Here is a 16,210-nt window from a genome sequence, read left to right on the forward strand (position 1 = left end):
GGTCGTGATACGACAGCAACCCGGCAGACGCTCCGAGGGGCGCGGGGAACGGCGCGAGACGCCCCACCGACCGGCGGTCGTGATACGACAGCAACCTGGCAGACGCTCCGAGGGGCGCGAGGAACGGCGCGACCAGCCCCCGCCGGGCCGCGGTCGTGATGCGACAGGAACCCGGCAGACGCTCCGAGGGCACTGCGCGAGCAGACTTCGCCGGGCCGCGGCCACCGAGAAGCGCCGTGTCCGATTTCCGCCAGACCGCCGCGCAGCGACCTTGCACACTGGAACCGTGCCGACCGACGAGGACACCCGCTACCAAGCAGTCCGCAGCCGAGACGCCCGGTTCGACGGAGAGTTCTTCTTCGCCGTCGAGACCACGGGCATCTACTGCCGCCCGAGCTGCCCGGCAGTCACCCCGAAACGACAGAACGTGCGGTATTACGCCACAGCCGCCGCAGCGCAGAGCGGAGGCTTCCGGGCCTGCCGCAGATGCAGGCCCGACGCCGTACCCGGATCAGCCGCGTGGAACGTACGCGCCGACGTCGTGGGCCGCGCGATGCGGCTCATCGGCGACGGCGTCGTGGACCGCGAGGGCGTCGGCGGCCTCGCCACGCGGCTCGGGTACAGCGCCCGCCAGGTGCAGCGCCAGCTCACCGCGGAGGTGGGCGCGGGCCCCGTCGCACTGGCCCGCGCCCAGCGCGCCCACACCGCGCGGGTGCTGCTCCAGACGACCACCCTCCCGGTCACGGAGATCGCCTTCGCGGCCGGCTTCGCGAGCGTCCGGCAGTTCAACGACACGATCCGCGAGGTGTACGCCCGCACACCGACACGACTGCGCGGCGACGCGCCCGGCCGCGCCGAGGACCGCCGCGCCGTCGCCGCCACCGCCGGCATCCCGCTCCGCCTCGCCTACCGAGGCCCGTACCGGTCCCGGCCCGTCTTCGATCTCCTCGGGCGCCAGCTCCTGCCAGGCGTGGAGGAGTTGACCGGTGACGGTCACGGAGGCCGTCGCATGTTCCGGCGCACCCTGCGGCTCCCGTACGGCACCGGCATCGTCTCCGTCGACGAGGCCCCGCACGAGCAGCCCGGCGGCTGGCTGGACGCCCGGATCCACCTGACGGACCTGCGGGACCTGACCACGGCGGTGGGCCGGCTGCGGCGCCTGTTCGACCTGGACTCCGACCCGTACGCGATCGACGAGCGGCTCGGCGCCGACCCGCGGCTCGCCCCGCTGGTCGCGGCCCGGCCGGGCCTGCGTTCGCCCGGCGCCGCCGACCCCGAGGAGCTCGCGGTCCGGATCCTCGTGGGCGCCGCCGAGTCCGCGCGGCTCGTCGAACGGTACGGAAAGCGGATCGACGCCCCCTGCGGCACACTGCACCGCCTCTTCCCCGCGCCGGACGCGCTCGCCGACGAGCCCGGCACGCTAGGCGCCCTCGCCCGCGCGCTCGCCGACGGCACCCTCGCCCTCGACCCGGGCGCCGACCGCGACGACGCCGAGGCGGCGCTGCGGTCCCTGCCCGGCATGGACGCCCGTACCGCCGCGCTGATCCGGCTGCGCGCACTCGGCGACCCGGACGTGGCCGTGCCCGGCGACGAGATCGCCCCCGACGACGCGTGGCGCCCCTGGCGCTCGTACGCCCGTGCGCACCTCACCGTAGAGACTTCAGAAGGACGATGAACGATGACGTCGACCAGGTACTACACCACCCTCCCCAGCCCCCTCGGCGACCTCCTGCTCACCGCCGACGCCGACGGCGCCCTCACCTCCCTCTCCGTGCCCGGCCAGAAGGGCGGACGGACCGTTCCCGGCATTCAGGCCACCCATGTGCACGACCCGAACCCGTTCACCGACAGCACACGCCAGCTGACCGCCTACTTCGACGGTGACCTCAAAGAATTCGACATCCCGCTGCGGCCCGGGGGCACCGAGTTCCGGCGGCGTGTCTGGGACGCGCTCGACGAGGTGCCGTACGGCGCCACCACCTCCTACGGCGCCGTCGCCGCCCGCATCGGCGCCTCGGGCGTCGCCGTGCGGGCCGTCGGCGGCGCGATCGGCGCCAACCCGCTGCTCATCGTGCGCCCCTGCCACCGGGTGATCGGTGCGAGCGGCGCGCTCACCGGGTACGCGGGCGGCCTGGAGCGCAAGATTCAGTTGCTCACCCTGGAGGGCACGCTGGAGGACACGTCGGAGGGCACGTCGGAAGGCACGCTGGAGGACACGTCGGAGGGCACGTCGGAAGGCACGCTGGAGGGCACCTTGTAGGCGACCGCCGCCGCGTACCCCTGCGGCACCGGCACGTCCCGCACCGACCAGCCGTCCGGAGCGCCGGGCGCGTCCGGCAGCGTCCCCACGTAGTCGAGGTCGGTCGCGCGGGACAGGCCCGTGCCGATGCCCTTGAGGTACGCCTCCTTGCGGACCCAGGCACGGGACATGGCCAGGCCGCGCTCCGCCGGGTCGGACAGTGCGGCCAGTTCCGCGCGCTCGCGGGGGTGGAGGACCGATGTCAGTTCGTCGGCGGTCGCCGCGGGCGTCAGCTCCTCCACGTCCGCGCCGACCGGCGTCGCGGCGAGCGCCACCAGGGCCAGGTCGCCGCTGTGGGAGAGGGAGAAGTGCACGTCAGGGGGTGCGTCCGCGAGTGCGGGGCGGCCGTGCGGCGCACCGCACCCGGGGCAGCGTTCGCGGACGAAGCGCAGGGCGGCGGGGGCGCGGCCCACGTGCCGCGCGAGGATGCCCCGCAGCGCCAGATGCGCGTTCACGTAGCGCAGCCGGTGCCGGTCGAAGGCGAACGAGGCGGCGCGGCGCAGCTCCTCCGCGTCGAGGATCCCCGCCCCGTCGCCGGTCCCCGCGTCCGTCCGCACCAGCCACAGGCCGACGTCCCCGGGGGCCGGCAGCTCTCGTACATGGTCCAGGTCCACCCACGTCACATCCCCAGCTCAGCGTGGGTCGAGGGTAACGCGAGGACCGGCTCAGCCCCAGATCAGGGCCCCCGCCCAGGCCCCCGTGATCAGCAGGCACGTGAACAGTTCGGCCAGGACGCTGGAGCCGCCCGCGCGCATCGCCGTACGGGTGGAGGCCGCGGCGTCCCCGTGGCTGCCGAGCCGGCGGCGTTCGGAGACGTAGATGCCGCCGACGAAACCGGGGATCGCGCCGACCACCGGGACCACGCAGAAGCCGATGAGCGCGCAGACTCCTGCCCAGACCGCGAGCCCGCGCGTCGCCCCCGCCTGCCGGAGCCTGCGCGGCGGCAGCTGCCAGCGCAGCACCTGGGACGCGAGCAGGGCGATGCTGGCGCCGACGAGGACGCCCCAGGCCAGGCTGTTCGGGTCGCGCAGCGCCCAGACGGCGACGGCGGCCCACACCAGCCACGAGCCGGGCACCCCCGGCACCAGCACCCCGCACAGACCGAGCGCCAGCACGGCCCCGACCAGCAGGAGTTCCCACGCTCCCATGGGCCAAGGGTCCCTCAGATGCCGTGAAGGCGCAGTTCAGGCGTCAGACGCAGGCGTAGACGTGCACAGATCGTCGGCATGACCGCACCGGCCGTCAGCATGACCGCACCGGCCGTCAACGTGACCGCAACCGGCCGTCGGCGCGAGCGCACCGGCCGTCAGCGTGACCGCAACCGGCCGTCGGCCCGACCGCACCGGTCCTCAGCGCGACACCCAGCCCCTCTCGTACGCGTGCCACCCCAGCTGCAGCCGCGTCGTCACCCCGGCCAGTTCCATCAGCCGTTTCACCCGGCGCTGTACCGTCCGCAGGCCGAGATCGAGCTGCTTGGCCACGCTCACGTCCGTGAGGCCGGCGAGGAGCAGGGAGAGGATCTCCAGGTCGGTGCCGTCGGGGCCGTCCTCCGCCGCCTCCTCCATCCGGCCGCCCGCCCCGAGCCGCAGCGGCAGCGCCTGCCGCCATACCGCCTCGAAGAGGCCGGTCAGGGATTCCAGCAGCCCGCTGGCGTGCACGACGAGCGCGGCCGGTTCCGACGTCCGCGAGGTCAGCGGTACGAGGGCGAGCGTGCCGTCGGCGATCACCAGCTTCGTCGGCACCCGGTCCACGACGCGGACCTGCTCGTCGCGGCCGATCGCCGCGGACAGCTCGGTCAGCCCGGACGGCAGCGAGAGCACCTCGCGCTCGATGACGACGCGGTAGTCGACGCCGCGGCTGACGGCCTGCGGCTCCGCCTCGTTCTCCATGCCGGTCACCGCGACCGGGTTGCCGGTGACCAGGGCGCAGACCTGCGAGGTCGCGCCGAGCTGGATCTGGAGGAACCGCTGCGAGACGGCCGCCGCGCCCGTCACCACCTCGACCAGGTCGTGCACGGCCGGTTCGGCGGCCTGCGCCCGGTACTCCTCGGCGAGCAGCGCCGTCGCCAGCTCCGCCTTCTCCAGCTCGTGGCGGCGCTGGGTGAGCAGTGCGCCGAGGGCGACGCCCGGCGGGGCGGCCACCCAGCGGCCGGGGCGCGCCGAGGACTGGGCCGCGAGGCCGTGCCGTTCGAGGAGGCGCAGGGTGACCTCGGCGTCGTGCTCCGCGAGCGTCAGGCGGCGGGCGAGGTCCGACACATCGGCCGCGCCCACCGACACCAGGGCGCGGTACGCCGATTCGTGCACCTCGTCCAGACCTATCGCACCCAGCATGCGGCGATGTCCCTCCCACTCAGATCACGGCCGGTCCGCGCCCCGCCCCCGGTGTCGGGGAGCGTGGCGGGAACCAGCCACGGCACAAACCCGCCGCGGCCATCTTCCCTGTACCGGCCATCACTCTGCCAAGGTGGCGCCACCGCAGCACCAACACCCGCCGGGAATATGCCCTTTGGGCGGTATTCACCTGCGCTTTTCATTGGGGAAGGCATTGGGGAAGGCATTCGGGAGAGCGATGCGTCCGACAGCGCGTACGGCCCTGGGGGCGGCCGTGGCCGCCGTCCTGGCCGTCACCGCGGCCGCACCGGCGGGGGCCCGGGAGGGGGGCGCCCCGGCCGGTGAGGACCGGCCACTGACCGGCAGCGCCGCCGCCGGAGCCAGGACCGCCACCGCCACGGTGACCCTCGTGACCGGCGACCGCGTCCTGGTCACCACGGACGCCGAGGGCCACAGCACGGCCACCACCCTGCCCTCGGAGCAGGGTGCGGGGACGGGCGTGCTCCAGACCCGCCGCTCCGGCAAGGACCTGTACGTCTACCCGGACGGCGCGCTCCAGGCCATCGCCGCGGGCCGCGTCGACGAGCAGCTGTTCAACGTCACCGGGCTCGTCCGCCAGGGCTACGACGACGCCCACAGCGCGACCCTGCCGCTGATCGCCACGTACGACTCCTCCGTCGGCGTGGCGCGCTCCGTGACCGCCACCCCGCGCGGCGCCGCCCGCGGCCTCGTCCTCGACCCGATCGACGGCGTCGCCCTGAAGGCCGACAAGAAGAAGGCCGCCGACTTCTGGGCCGACATCACCACGCGCCGCTCCCGCGCGGCCGGTGACCTGAAGAAGGTGTGGCTCGACGCCAAGGCCAAGTCGCTGCTCGACCGGTCGACCAAGCAGGTCCACGCCGACCAGGCGTGGGCGGCGGGCTACGACGGCAAGGGCACCAAGGTCGCCGTTCTCGACACCGGCGTCGACACCGACCACCCCGACCTGAAGGGCCGCGTCGCCGAGTCGAGGAACTTCACCGACTCCGCCGACGCCGACGACCACCAGGGCCACGGCACCCACACCACGTCAACGGTCGGCGGCACGGGCGCGGCCAGCGGCGGCAAGAAGCGCGGCGTCGCCCCCGGCACCACGCTCCTCAACGGCAAGGTCCTCGACGACGGCGGCTCCGGCGCCACCTCGTGGATCATCGCCGGTATGCAGTGGGCCGTCGACGAGGGCGCCGACGTCGTCTCCATGAGCCTCGGCAACCCGGACGAGCTCGACTGCTCCGACCCGATGTCGCAGGCCACGCAGGAGCTCGCCCGCTCGGCGGAGAACACCCTCTTCGTGATCGCCGCGGGCAACTCGGGCCCGTCCCTCAACACCGTCTCCTCGCCCGGCTGCGTCCCCGAGGTGCTCACCGTCGGCGCCGTCGACCGCGACGACTCCACCGCGAGCTTCTCCAGCCGCAGCCCGGTCCGGCGCATGCACACGCTCAAGCCCGAGATAGCCGCCCCGGGCGTCGCCATCTCGGCCGCGGCGGCCGGCGGGCGCGGCCCGTACGCGTACCAGTCGATGAGCGGTACGTCGATGGCGACGCCGCATGTCGCGGGCGCCGCGGCCATCGTCAAGCAGCGCCACCCCGACTGGGACGCCCAGCGGATCAAGAGCGCGCTCGTCTCGTCCGCCGACGCGGGCATACCCGGCGACGTCCGCGAGACCGGTGGCGGACGGCTCGACGTGAAGGCGGCCGTCGACGAGACCGTGCTCGGCGCCGGCGCCGTCCAGGGCGGCACCTTCGACTGGCCGCAGGACAAGAGCGACCGCACGACGGTCACCGTCCCGTACACGAACACCACCTCCAAGGCCGTGCGACTCCGCCTGACCGTGGACGGCGTCACCGGCAACGACGGCTCCGCCGTCCGCTCCACGGTCGCCAGGCTCGACGCCCGTACGGTCACGGTCCCGGCGGGCTCCACCGCCGAGGTCCCGCTCAAGCTCGACCCGGCCGTCTCCCTCAAGGCGGCCCAGTACGGCGACGTCACCGGACGCGTCCTCGCCACAGGACCCGGCGGGGTGCACGTCTCGACGCCGTTCTCGCTCTACGTGGAGCCGGAGACGGTGACGCTGCGGGTCAAGCTGATCGACCGGCAGGGCGATCCGGCGACCGGCGCCTCCTCGCTCGACGTCATCGGCACGGACACCGCGACCGGTGAGCGCCGTCCCAACGAGGGCGCCGCCGACCAGACGTACCGCCTCCGCCCCGGCGCGTACTTCCTCTCCTCCTTCATCACCACGCCCGGGACGACGGGCACGCTCCTCGACTCCCTCGCCTACATGGCCCGTCCCCAGCTCGACCTGCGCAAGGACACCACGGTCGTGCTCGACGCCCGTAAGGCGCACCAGCTGAGCGTCAAGACGGACAGGGCGACGGAGACGCGCGGCGTCACGCTCGGGTTCGCCCGCAGCTGGGACGAGACATGGCTGCACGCGGGCACGGCCGCAGGCAGCCGCACGATCCGGACGTACTACGCCGATGTGCACGGCCGGGCCGATGACGGCACCTTCGAGTTCGACAGCTTCTGGCGGGCGGCGGCGCCGCAGTTCACCGAGTTCGGCATCGCGGGCGGCCCCGCGCTGCACCCGCTGACCGGCTCCACCAGCTCCGTCAACCTCGACGGCACCGGCAGCGCGCAGCTCGTCGACGCCGGGTCCGGTACGGCCGAGGAGCTGGCCGCGGCCGGGGTCGAGGACAAGCTCGCCCTCGTCAAGCAGGCGGAGGGCGGCAGCGCGAGCGCCATCGCCTCCGCCGCGGTGAAGGCCGGGGCCAAGGCGGTCGTCATCTACCGGGAGGCGGCCGGGCGTTGGTACCCGTCCGTCGGGTTCGTCGGCGGGCCGCTGCCGGTGATCGGCCTTGAGACGGCCGAGGGCACGGCGCTCGCGGCCCGGATCGCGGCGAGCGGCGGCGAGGGGGTGCGGCTGCGCTGGAAGGCGACGGCGGCGAGCCCGTACACGTACACCCTGGCCTTCCCGGAGACGGGGCAGGTCCGCTCCGACCGCACGTACCGCGTCCGCGACAAGGACCTGGCCGCGAACGAGGCGACGTACCGCGCGATGGGCACGGCCACCGATTACGTGGACGTCGCCACCGTCACCCGTCCCTCCGGACTCACCGCCGCCTTCGGCGACCTCCAGACCGTCAAGGCGCCCTCGCAGCGCACCGAGTACTACTCGGCCGGTGACGGCACCGGTTTCGGCCACCAGGTGTCCAGCAGCTTCCCGTGGGGCGAGTACATGATCGACCCCGTGCGGACGTACAAGAAGGGGCAGCACCGCGACGAGCAGTGGTACGGCGGCGTCCTCGCCCCGACCGCCCCGCTCGACGCGACCGGCGCGCAGGGCCTCGCGGCCGAACGCCAGGGCAACCTCATCGGGGCCGCGCCCGGCTTCTGGGGCGACGGTGAACACCTCGGCGTGCAGGGGAGCTTCGGCGACGTCGGCAACCTCGAACTCAGGAGGGAGGGCGTGAGCCTCGGCAGCACGGGCGTACCGTTCGGCGTCTTCGAGGTCCCGTCGGACGACGCGGCGTACGAACTCACCTTGCGGACCATGAAGCTCGGCTCGAAGGTCTGGAACCGCTCCCCGCAGACGTCGACGACGTGGTCCTTCCGCTCCCACGCGGACGAGGCCGCCTACTCGCAGGGCATCCCGCTGCTCTTCCCGCGCGTGGTGGTGCCGGAGGACGGGCTCAAAACGGTCGCCGCGACGGACGGCCAGAAGATTGGCCTCATGGCGACGGGGCACGCGGGGTACACCCCCGGAGCGCTGACGAGCGCGGCGCTCTCGTACTCCTACGACGCGGGGGAGAGCTGGACGGAGGCGAGGACGGTGCGGAACGGTGGTGCGTGGACGGCGACCCTGGACCACGCGGACGCCTCCGGCGAGCAGGTCACCCTCCGGGTCGAGTTGACCGACTCCAAGGGCAACTCCGTCACCCAGACAGTCGCTCGGGCGTACGACGTGCGCTAGTTCGACTGCTCACCTGAACCGGTTCGCCGGGCGTCCTTCCCGTGGGGGGTGGGGCCGCCCGGCGGACCTTTTTTCTCCATGCTCCGTTTTCGTACGCGGGGTGCGGTGGACAATGAGGACATGAGCCAGCAGGGGGAGAGGCCCACCCGTCGCCCGGCCCAGGAGGACGACTGGTGGAGTCAGCTGTACGAGGACGACGCCGCCGCCGACGACACGGGTCCCACCCCGACGCCGGCTTCCCTGGACGACCACTTCGCCTCCACCGGCCCGATCACGTCCCCGCGGGACGCGGTGCCGCCTCCGCGGGGGGAGGAACCAGCTCCTCGCCCGCCCGGCCCGGACCCGCCCGGCGCCGACCGGGCCGGACCGGCTGAGGAGAACCGGCAGCCGGACCCCGACCGAGACGCTCCACCAGGCCCCGCCGCCTCCACGCCGGAGAGCCCTGGTTGGCCGGGGGCCCCTCCCGGCCTCCCGGACGCCGGGCGCCGCACCTCTCCGCCCGGGCCGCCGGACGTTGGGCGTCGCGGCTTTTCGCCCGGGCCGCCTGACGTCGGGCGTCGTCCCTCTCCTCCCGGGCCGCCGGACGCTGGGCGTCGTCCCTCGCCTCCCGAGCCGCCTGACGCCGGGTGTCGTCCTTCTCCGCCCGAGCCGCCCGCATTCAAGCCCCGGGCCTACCCGGCCGAGTCGGGCGGTTCGCCGCTCCGGTCCTCGTCGGCCGGCTTCTCGGCGCCCGTTTCGGAGCCCCGGACCGTTTCCTCAGAGGTGCCGGACTCTCCGCCCGCGCCGCCCCGCGCCCCCGCGCAGGCCGGCCAAGCGCCGCCGCAGCCCCCGTACGCCCCGCCCCCGGTACAGCCCCCGGCCCCGCTCAGCGTCCCCCACGTGGGCGACCGGCCCCCCACCTACGACGCCGAGCCCACCTCCCTCCCCCTCGCCGACCCCGAGGAGCTGGACGATCTCGTCGCCGACACCGTGCTCGACGGGGCGCGGTACGGGATCTGGGTGTTGCGGAGCGCCTCCGCGCGGGGGGATTCCGCCCGGTACCGGGGGGAGCCGAGGCGGGACAGTCTGCTGACCGCCCGGTTCGGGAGCGGGGCGGGCGCGCTCGTGCTGGTGGCGATGGCGACCGGCGCCCGCGCCACCCCAGGGGCGCACCGCGCAGCCGCCGACGCCTGTGAGTGGATCGGCCGGGCCGTGGGGCTCAGCCACACGCGGCTCGCCGAGGACATCAGGGCGGGGCGGCGCGGGGACCTGAAGTCGGGGCTGCACCGGCTGACCGACCGAAGCCTCGGCAAGCTGCGCGCCGGCGCCGCCGAGCAGGGCCTCGACCCGGAGGGGTACGCGGCCGACCTGCGCTGCCTGCTCGTGCCCGCCGACCCGGCCTGCCGCACCCGCGTCTTCTTCGGCGTCGGCGGCGGCGGCCTGTTCCGGCTGCGGGACGGCGAGTGGCAGGACCTGGAGCCGGAGGCCGTGGAGCAGAGCGGCGGCGCCCCGGTCGTCGGGTACGGCTCGCAGCCGCCCGCCGAGACACCGGACGGCGACCGGCTCACGATGGACCTGGGCATCACCACCCCGCCCAGCCCCTACGAGCCCGCCCCCGAACCGCCCCGCGACCCCTTCCGCTTCCGCGCCTCCGTAGGCCGGCCGGGTGACACCCTCCTGCTCTGCACGGCGGGCCTGGCCGAACCCCTGCGCGGCGAGCCCGACCTCGGCCGCCACCTGGCGCACCGGTGGGCCGGGCACGAACCCCCGGGCCTCGCCGCGTTCCTCGCGGACACCCAGGTCCGCGTCAAGGGCTACGCCGACGACCGCACGGCCGCCGCCGTCTGGGAGGGATAGCGCAGGCGCGACCGCGCCCCCTGTGAATTCATGGAACCGATGGGCATCAGCAAGAACAGCAGCAAGAGCTGTACCAGCAACCGCAACAACCGCAGCAACCGCACCACCCGCACCACCCGCACCAGCCACTCCATCGGTTCCATCAGTTCTTAAGGGGCGCGTAGCCATGGCCAAGCAGAACGTCGCCGAGCAGTTCGTCGACATCCTCGTCCGCGCGGGCGTCCAGCGCATGTACGGCGTCGTCGGCGACAGCCTGAACCCGGTCGTCGACGCCGTCCGCCGCAACAGCGCCATCGACTGGGTCCACGTACGCCACGAGGAGACGGCCGCCTTCGCTGCGGGGGCCGAGGCGCAGATCACCGGCAGGATGACCGCCTGCGCGGGCTCCTGCGGCCCCGGCAACCTGCACTTGATCAACGGCCTCTACGACGCCCACCGCTCCATGGCCCCGGTCCTCGCCCTCGCCTCGCACATCCCGTCCAGCGAGATCGGCCTCGGCTACTTCCAGGAGACCCACCCCGACCGGCTCTTCCAGGAGTGTTCGCACTACTGCGAGATGATCTCCAGCTCGAAGCAGATGCCGCGCGTCCTGCACACGGCCATCCAGAACGCGGTCGGCCGGTCCGGCGTCAGCGTCGTCACCCTGCCCGGTGACATCGCGGGTGAGGAGGCCCCGGACCAGGGCACGGAGACCGCGCTGGTCACGTCCCGGCCGAGCATCCGCCCCGGCGACGCGGAGATCGACCAGCTCGTCAAGATGATCGACGCGGCCGACAAGGTCACCCTGTTCTGCGGCAGCGGCACCGCCGGCGCGCACGCCGAGGTCATGGAGTTCGCCGAGAAGCTCAAGTCACCGGTCGGCCATGCCCTGCGCGGCAAGGAGTGGATCCAGTACGACAACCCGTACGACGTCGGCATGAGCGGGCTGCTCGGCTACGGCGCCGCCTACGAGGCCACCCACGAGTGCGACCTGCTGATCCTGCTCGGCACCGACTTCCCGTACAACGCGTTCCTGCCGCAGAAGGACGTCAAGATCGTCCAGGTCGACGTCCGCCCCGAACACCTCGGCCGCCGCTCCAAGCTGGACCTCGCGGTCTGGGGCGACGTACGCGAGACGCTCCGCTGCCTCACCCCGCGCGTGAAGGCGAAGAAGAACCGCCGCTTCCTCGACAAGATGCTGAAGAAGCACGCCGACGCCCTGGAAGGCGTCGTGAAGGCGTACACGCGCAAGGTCGACAAGCACGTCCCGATCCACCCGGAGTACGTCGCCTCCGTCCTCGACGAGATCGCCGACGACGACGCCGTCTTCACCGTCGACACCGGCATGTGCAACGTCTGGGCCGCCCGCTACATCTCGCCCAACGGGCGCCGCCGCGTCATCGGCTCCTTCTCCCACGGCTCGATGGCCAACGCGCTCCCGATGGCCATCGGCGCCCAGTTCACCGACCGCCGCCGCCAGGTCGTCTCGATGTCGGGCGACGGCGGTTTCTCGATGCTGATGGGCGACTTCCTCACTCTCGTCCAGTACGACCTGCCGGTGAAGATCGTCCTGTTCAACAACTCCTCCCTCGGCATGGTCGAGCTGGAGATGCTGGTCGGCGGCCTCCCCTCGCACGGGACGACGAACACCAACCCCGACTTCGCCGCCGTCGCCCGCGCCGCCGGTGCGTACGGCGTCCGCGTCGAGAAGCCCAAGCAGCTCGAAGGCGCCCTCAAGGACGCCTTCAAGCACAAGGGCCCTGCGCTCGTCGACATCGTCACCGACCCGAACGCCCTCTCCATCCCGCCGAAGATCAGCGCCGACATGGTGACGGGCTTCGCGCTCTCCGCCTCCAAGATCGTCCTCGACGGCGGGGTCGGCCGCATGGTCCAGATGGCCCGCTCGAACCTCCGCAACGTCCCGCGCCCGTAACCCGCAACCCGTAACCCGTGCAGATCACACGGGACGCAACCGCAGCGTCAGGATCTGGAACGGGCGCAAGGACAGCGCCAGACCCGTCGCCGACGTGTCCGCCGGCTTCAGCGCCCGTTCCAGCAGGTCCGTCTCGTCCGCGCCCGCCACCGGGAACGACGCGGTCAGGGTCGCCGACGCGCGCCCGCCCCGGGACTCGTACAACCGCACCACCACATCCCCGCTGCGGTCCTCGGCGAGCTTCACCGACTCGACCGTCACCGCCGGATTGTCGACGGTGACGAGCGGCCCCACCGCGCCCGCCTCCGCCACCCGCAGCGGCAGGTTCAGCGCGAGCCCCTCGGCCACCGCGTCACCCGTCGTCGCGCCGGGCAGCAGCGCGTACGTGAACCGGTGCGTGCCGAGGTCGGTCTCCGGGTCGGGGGAGTGCGGCGCGCGCAGCAGCGTGAGGCGGACGGTCGTGCCGAGCCCCTGCTCGTGCGGCGTCCGGGTCACGTCGTGGCCGTACGTCGAGTCGTTCAGCAGGGCGACGCCGTACCCCTCCTCGGCCACCCGCAGCCAGCGGTGCGCACAGATCTCGTAGCGGGCCGCGTCCCAGCCGGTGTTGGCGTGCGTCGGCCGGTGCACGTGCCCGAACTGGATCTCCGCCGCCGACCGCTCCGCGTGCACATCGAGCGGGAACGCCGCCTTCAGCACCTTCTCCGACTCCTGCCAGTCGATGTCGGTGACGACCTCCAGGCGGCGGCTGCCCGCCGCGAGCCGGTACTCCTGCGTGATCCGCGACTTCCCGAAGGCGCGGGTCACGCGGACGGCGACCCGAAGCGGCCCGTCCTCGACCAGCTCCACCGACTCGGCGTCCGTGAGGTCGGTGCGGGTGTGCCGGTAGTGCGCGTCCAGATCCCAGGCGTCGTACTGGGTGGGATGGTCGGGGTGGAGTTGCAGCAGGTTCCCCCGCGTCCCCGGCGCGAGCACCTCACGGCCGCCGCCGCCCCGCGCCAGGTCCCGTACGGAGCTGAGGAGTCCGTCGCTGTCGACGGTCACGGCCAGATGCTCGTTCGCCAGCACGATGGCGGCGGACTCGCGGGTCGCGGCGGTGTGCGCGCCCGGCCCGCGCGGACGCCCGGCGGCCTCGCCGAGGCTCCGGGTGCCGAGCGCTTCGACCTCCACGTGCACCAGTTCCCCACCACGCGACACCACTTCGCTGCGCGCGTACGGGGAGGCGTTCAGCACCACGGGCGCCCCCTCGCCCAGGTGGCGTACCGCCTCCGCCGTGATCTCGTCCAGCTCCGTCAGGACCCGCGCGTACGTGTCACGCGCCTCCCGGTGCACCCACGCGATCGACGAACCCGGCAGGATGTCGTGGAACTGGTGCAGCAGCACCGTCTTCCACAGGCGGTCTAGGGCGTCGTAGGGGTACGCGTACGACGGGTCGCGCAGGGCCGCGGCCGTGCACCACAACTCGGCCTCGCGCAGCGCGTGTTCGGAGCGGCGGTTGCCCTGCTTCGTCTTCGCCTGCGTCGTGTATGTCGCCCGGTGCATCTCCAGATACAGCTCGCCGGACCATACGGGCGCCTTCGCCCCGTACTCGGCGTACGCCGCCTCGAAGAACGCCGACGGCTTCTCGATCTCGACGCGCGGGGAGCCCTCCAGGGAGCGCAGGCGCCGCGCCTTCTCCAGCATCTCGCGGGTCGGACCGCCGCCGCCGTCGCCCCAGCCGAACGGGACGAGGGAGCGCGAGGCCCCGCCCTTCTCCGCGAAGTTCCGCTCCGCGTGCGCGAGTTCGCTCGCGTGGAACTGGGCGTTGTACGTGTCCACGGGCGGGAAGTGCGTGAACACACGCGTGCCGTCGATGCCCTCCCACCAGAAGGTGTGGTGCGGCATCTTGTTCGTCTGGTTCCAGCTGAGCTTCTGGGTGAGGAACCAGCGGGCGCCCGCCAACCGCGCGAGCTGCGGGAAGGCGGCGGTGTAGCCGAAGGAGTCCGGCAGCCAGATCTCCTCCGTCTCCACGCCCAGCTCGTCCCGGAAGAACCGCTTGCCGTGGACCAGCTGCCGGGCCAGCGCCTCACCGCCCGGCATGTTCGCGTCCGACTCCACCCACATGGAGCCGACCGGCGCCCAGTTGCCGTCCGCGACCGCCTTCTTGATGCGCTCCCAGATGTGCGGCTGGTGCTCCTTCACCCACGCGTACTGCTGCGCCTGCGAGCAGGCGAAGACCAGCTCCGGGTAGTCCCGGGCGAGCGCCGTGACGTTCGCGAAGGTGCGGGACGCCTTGCGGACGGTCTCGCGCAGCGGCCACAGCCACGCCGAGTCGATGTGCGCGTGCCCGGCCGCCGAGATCCGGTGCGCGCTGGCGTGCGCGGGGCGGGACAGGACGTCGGCCAGCTCGGCGCGGGCCGTCGCCGCCGTCCCGGACACGTCGTGCAGGTCCAGTACGTCCAGCATGCGCTCCAGTGCCCGCAGGATGTCGTGGCGCGCGGCCCGCCCGGTGTCCAGCTCGCGCATCAGCTCCGACAGCACCTCGACATCGAGCACGAGGTGCCACACGTCCTCGTCGAGTACGGCCAGGTCGGCAGAGCGGAATCGGTAGATCGGGCGATCCCCCGCGGTCAGTACGTCGCCGAGACGCGTCGGTTCGTAGTCGCGAAGGACCGCCGGGTTGGCCGCCGCCTCCAGGAGCAGGTGCACCGGTTCGCCCCCGGCGGCGGGCGCCGCGACCGTCAGGTGCCGGTTGCGCGGATGGATGCCCTTGAGGGGGACGCCTTCGGCGTCGTACAGCAGCCCCTCCGCCTGGAATCCCGGTCCGTCCCCGGTGAAGCCCGGGTCCACCACCACTTCGACGCGCCTGCCTGCCCACTCCTCGGGCACCCGCCCCTCGATGCGGAACCAGCTGGTCGACCAGGGCGCGCCCCAGGCGGTGCCGCACTCGAAGCTCTCGTACGTCCCCGCGAGTGCCTCGGTCACGGGTACGGGCTCGCCCGGCGCGTGCCAGACGCTCAGGGTCAGCGGTGTCCGCCCGGCGTACTGCGCCGGGCGTACGAACTGGCGCATCGCCCGTTCGAGTCGGCCCTCCACGAGGTGTCGGTCGTCGTGCACGGCGGCTCCTTGTCGCTACTCGTCCTGCGGGAGTCCCGTGCTTCCTTCCCCGCGCGGCCCGTGGACACCCGTGGGCCGTGGACGAATCAACAAGAGTGCCGACATGCCCAATGGGCATGCATCCCCGTGTACGCGTTCGACAGACAGGCCGAGCAGCAACGAGTCCAGAGCGAGAAAGGCATCGGGATCGGCGTGTGGGCGGGGGTCATGAGACGGCAGGTATCGAAGGCGGGCCCGGCAGCGGCCGGAGTCTCCAGGACACGGATGAAGAAATCAGACATCGAGGGTGTCGCACAAGGGGACGGACCCACGAAACAACTCAAGCGCATTCTCGGCAAGGCGGACCTGCGGGCGGTGCCGGAGACCCGGCGGGCCTTGCGCGAACTGCTCCGGCAGTGGGGCATCCCGGGCAGATCGGAGATCGCCGAACTGCTCACCAGCGAGCTGGTCACCAACGCCCTTGTCCACACCGACCGCGACGCGGAACTGACGGCGACGGTGGGCCCCCGGGGCCTGCGGGTCGAGGTCCGCGACGACACCTCGCGCAAACCGCGGCTGCGCGTACCGATCGCCGACGACGGTACGAACGGCCGGGGCCTGCTCCTGGTGCAGTCCCTCGCGGACGCCTGGGGCGTGGTGATGCTCGGCGCGGGCGCCACGGGGAAGGTGGTGTGGTTCGAACTGGACGGCGGTACCGCGTGACATCACGGCGCCGCCGTCCCGGGGGT

The 16,210-nt window shown here is 73.1% G+C and carries 9 protein-coding genes and 1 pseudogene; 6 read left to right on the forward strand and 4 right to left on the reverse strand.

The features are described 5' to 3' along the window. The first annotated feature begins 286 nt into the window (after window positions 1-286). Window positions 287-1,675 (forward strand): DNA-3-methyladenine glycosylase 2 family protein, encoded by a 1,389-nt coding sequence (locus tag ACH4RC_RS01755; protein WP_398193770.1) that lies wholly within the window; start codon window positions 287-289, stop codon window positions 1,673-1,675. Window positions 1,676-1,678: 3 nt separating this feature from the next. Then, a pseudogene (locus ACH4RC_RS01760) lies at window positions 1,679-2,173 on the forward strand (methylated-DNA--[protein]-cysteine S-methyltransferase); the annotation flags it as partial. Here ACH4RC_RS01760 and ACH4RC_RS01765 read toward each other — a convergent pair. The 3 genes from ACH4RC_RS01765 to ACH4RC_RS01775 all read right to left on the reverse strand — a co-directional run bounded on the left by ACH4RC_RS01765 (window position 2,146) and on the right by ACH4RC_RS01775 (window position 4,629). Then, window positions 2,146-2,913: a 4'-phosphopantetheinyl transferase family protein gene (locus ACH4RC_RS01765; RefSeq protein WP_398193773.1), complete on the reverse strand. Its 768-nt coding sequence runs from the start codon at window positions 2,911-2,913 to the stop codon at window positions 2,146-2,148. The pseudogene ACH4RC_RS01760 and the gene ACH4RC_RS01765 overlap by 28 nt on opposite strands. Window positions 2,914-2,964: 51 nt before the next feature. Then, the gene (locus ACH4RC_RS01770; RefSeq protein ID WP_398193776.1) at window positions 2,965-3,447 is read right to left on the reverse strand and encodes a DUF456 domain-containing protein; all 483 of its coding nucleotides are present in this window, start codon (window positions 3,445-3,447) and stop codon (window positions 2,965-2,967) included. A 201-nt stretch (window positions 3,448-3,648) separates the two neighbouring features. Then, window positions 3,649-4,629 carry a helix-turn-helix transcriptional regulator gene (locus ACH4RC_RS01775; RefSeq protein WP_398193779.1) on the reverse strand — a complete coding sequence of 327 codons (981 nt, stop codon included), beginning with the start codon at window positions 4,627-4,629 and terminating at the stop codon, window positions 3,649-3,651. A 238-nt stretch (window positions 4,630-4,867) separates the two neighbouring features. Here ACH4RC_RS01775 and ACH4RC_RS01780 point away from each other — a divergent pair, with 238 nt between their 5' ends. The 3 genes from ACH4RC_RS01780 (at window position 4,868) to ACH4RC_RS01790 (ending at window position 12,389) form a co-directional block, all read left to right on the forward strand. Further along, a complete protein-coding gene (locus tag ACH4RC_RS01780) occupies window positions 4,868-8,641 on the forward strand; it encodes a S8 family peptidase (RefSeq protein WP_398193782.1) in 3,774 nt (1,257 codons plus the stop codon). A gap of 879 nt (window positions 8,642-9,520) precedes the next feature. Beyond that, window positions 9,521-10,477 carry a protein phosphatase 2C domain-containing protein gene (locus tag ACH4RC_RS01785; protein WP_398193784.1) on the forward strand — a complete coding sequence of 319 codons (957 nt, stop codon included), beginning with the start codon at window positions 9,521-9,523 and terminating at the stop codon, window positions 10,475-10,477. A 166-nt stretch (window positions 10,478-10,643) separates the two neighbouring features. Further along, entirely contained in the window at window positions 10,644-12,389 is a 1,746-nt protein-coding gene (locus ACH4RC_RS01790; protein WP_398193787.1) for a pyruvate dehydrogenase, read from the forward strand. A 24-nt stretch (window positions 12,390-12,413) separates the two neighbouring features. Here ACH4RC_RS01790 and ACH4RC_RS01795 read toward each other — a convergent pair whose 3' ends face one another. Then, complete coding sequence (locus ACH4RC_RS01795) at window positions 12,414-15,482, reverse strand: alpha-mannosidase (RefSeq protein ID WP_398193789.1); 3,069 nt, start codon at window positions 15,480-15,482, stop codon at window positions 12,414-12,416. Between the two features lie 264 nt (window positions 15,483-15,746). Here ACH4RC_RS01795 and ACH4RC_RS01800 point away from each other — a divergent pair, with 264 nt between their 5' ends. Beyond that, the gene (locus ACH4RC_RS01800; protein ID WP_398193792.1) at window positions 15,747-16,184 is read left to right on the forward strand and encodes an ATP-binding protein; all 438 of its coding nucleotides are present in this window, start codon (window positions 15,747-15,749) and stop codon (window positions 16,182-16,184) included. The last annotated feature ends 26 nt before the right edge of the window (window positions 16,185-16,210 follow it).

Origin of the sequence: Streptomyces sp. NPDC016845 (genome assembly GCF_044332585.1) — a bacterium.
Lineage (GTDB): Bacteria > Actinomycetota > Actinomycetes > Streptomycetales > Streptomycetaceae > Streptomyces.

Excerpts from the sequence above, each read along its gene's own strand:
- ACH4RC_RS01775 (WP_398193779.1), bottom strand. The coding sequence starts at position 4,629 with ATGCTGGGTGCGATAGGTCTGGACGAGGTGCACGAATCGGCGTACCGC.
- ACH4RC_RS01800 (WP_398193792.1), top strand. The coding sequence starts at position 15,747 with ATGAAGAAATCAGACATCGAGGGTGTCGCACAAGGGGACGGACCCACG.
- ACH4RC_RS01790 (WP_398193787.1), top strand. The coding sequence starts at position 10,644 with ATGGCCAAGCAGAACGTCGCCGAGCAGTTCGTCGACATCCTCGTCCGC.
- ACH4RC_RS01770 (WP_398193776.1), bottom strand. The coding sequence starts at position 3,447 with ATGGGAGCGTGGGAACTCCTGCTGGTCGGGGCCGTGCTGGCGCTCGGT.
- ACH4RC_RS01780 (WP_398193782.1), top strand. The coding sequence starts at position 4,868 with ATGCGTCCGACAGCGCGTACGGCCCTGGGGGCGGCCGTGGCCGCCGTC.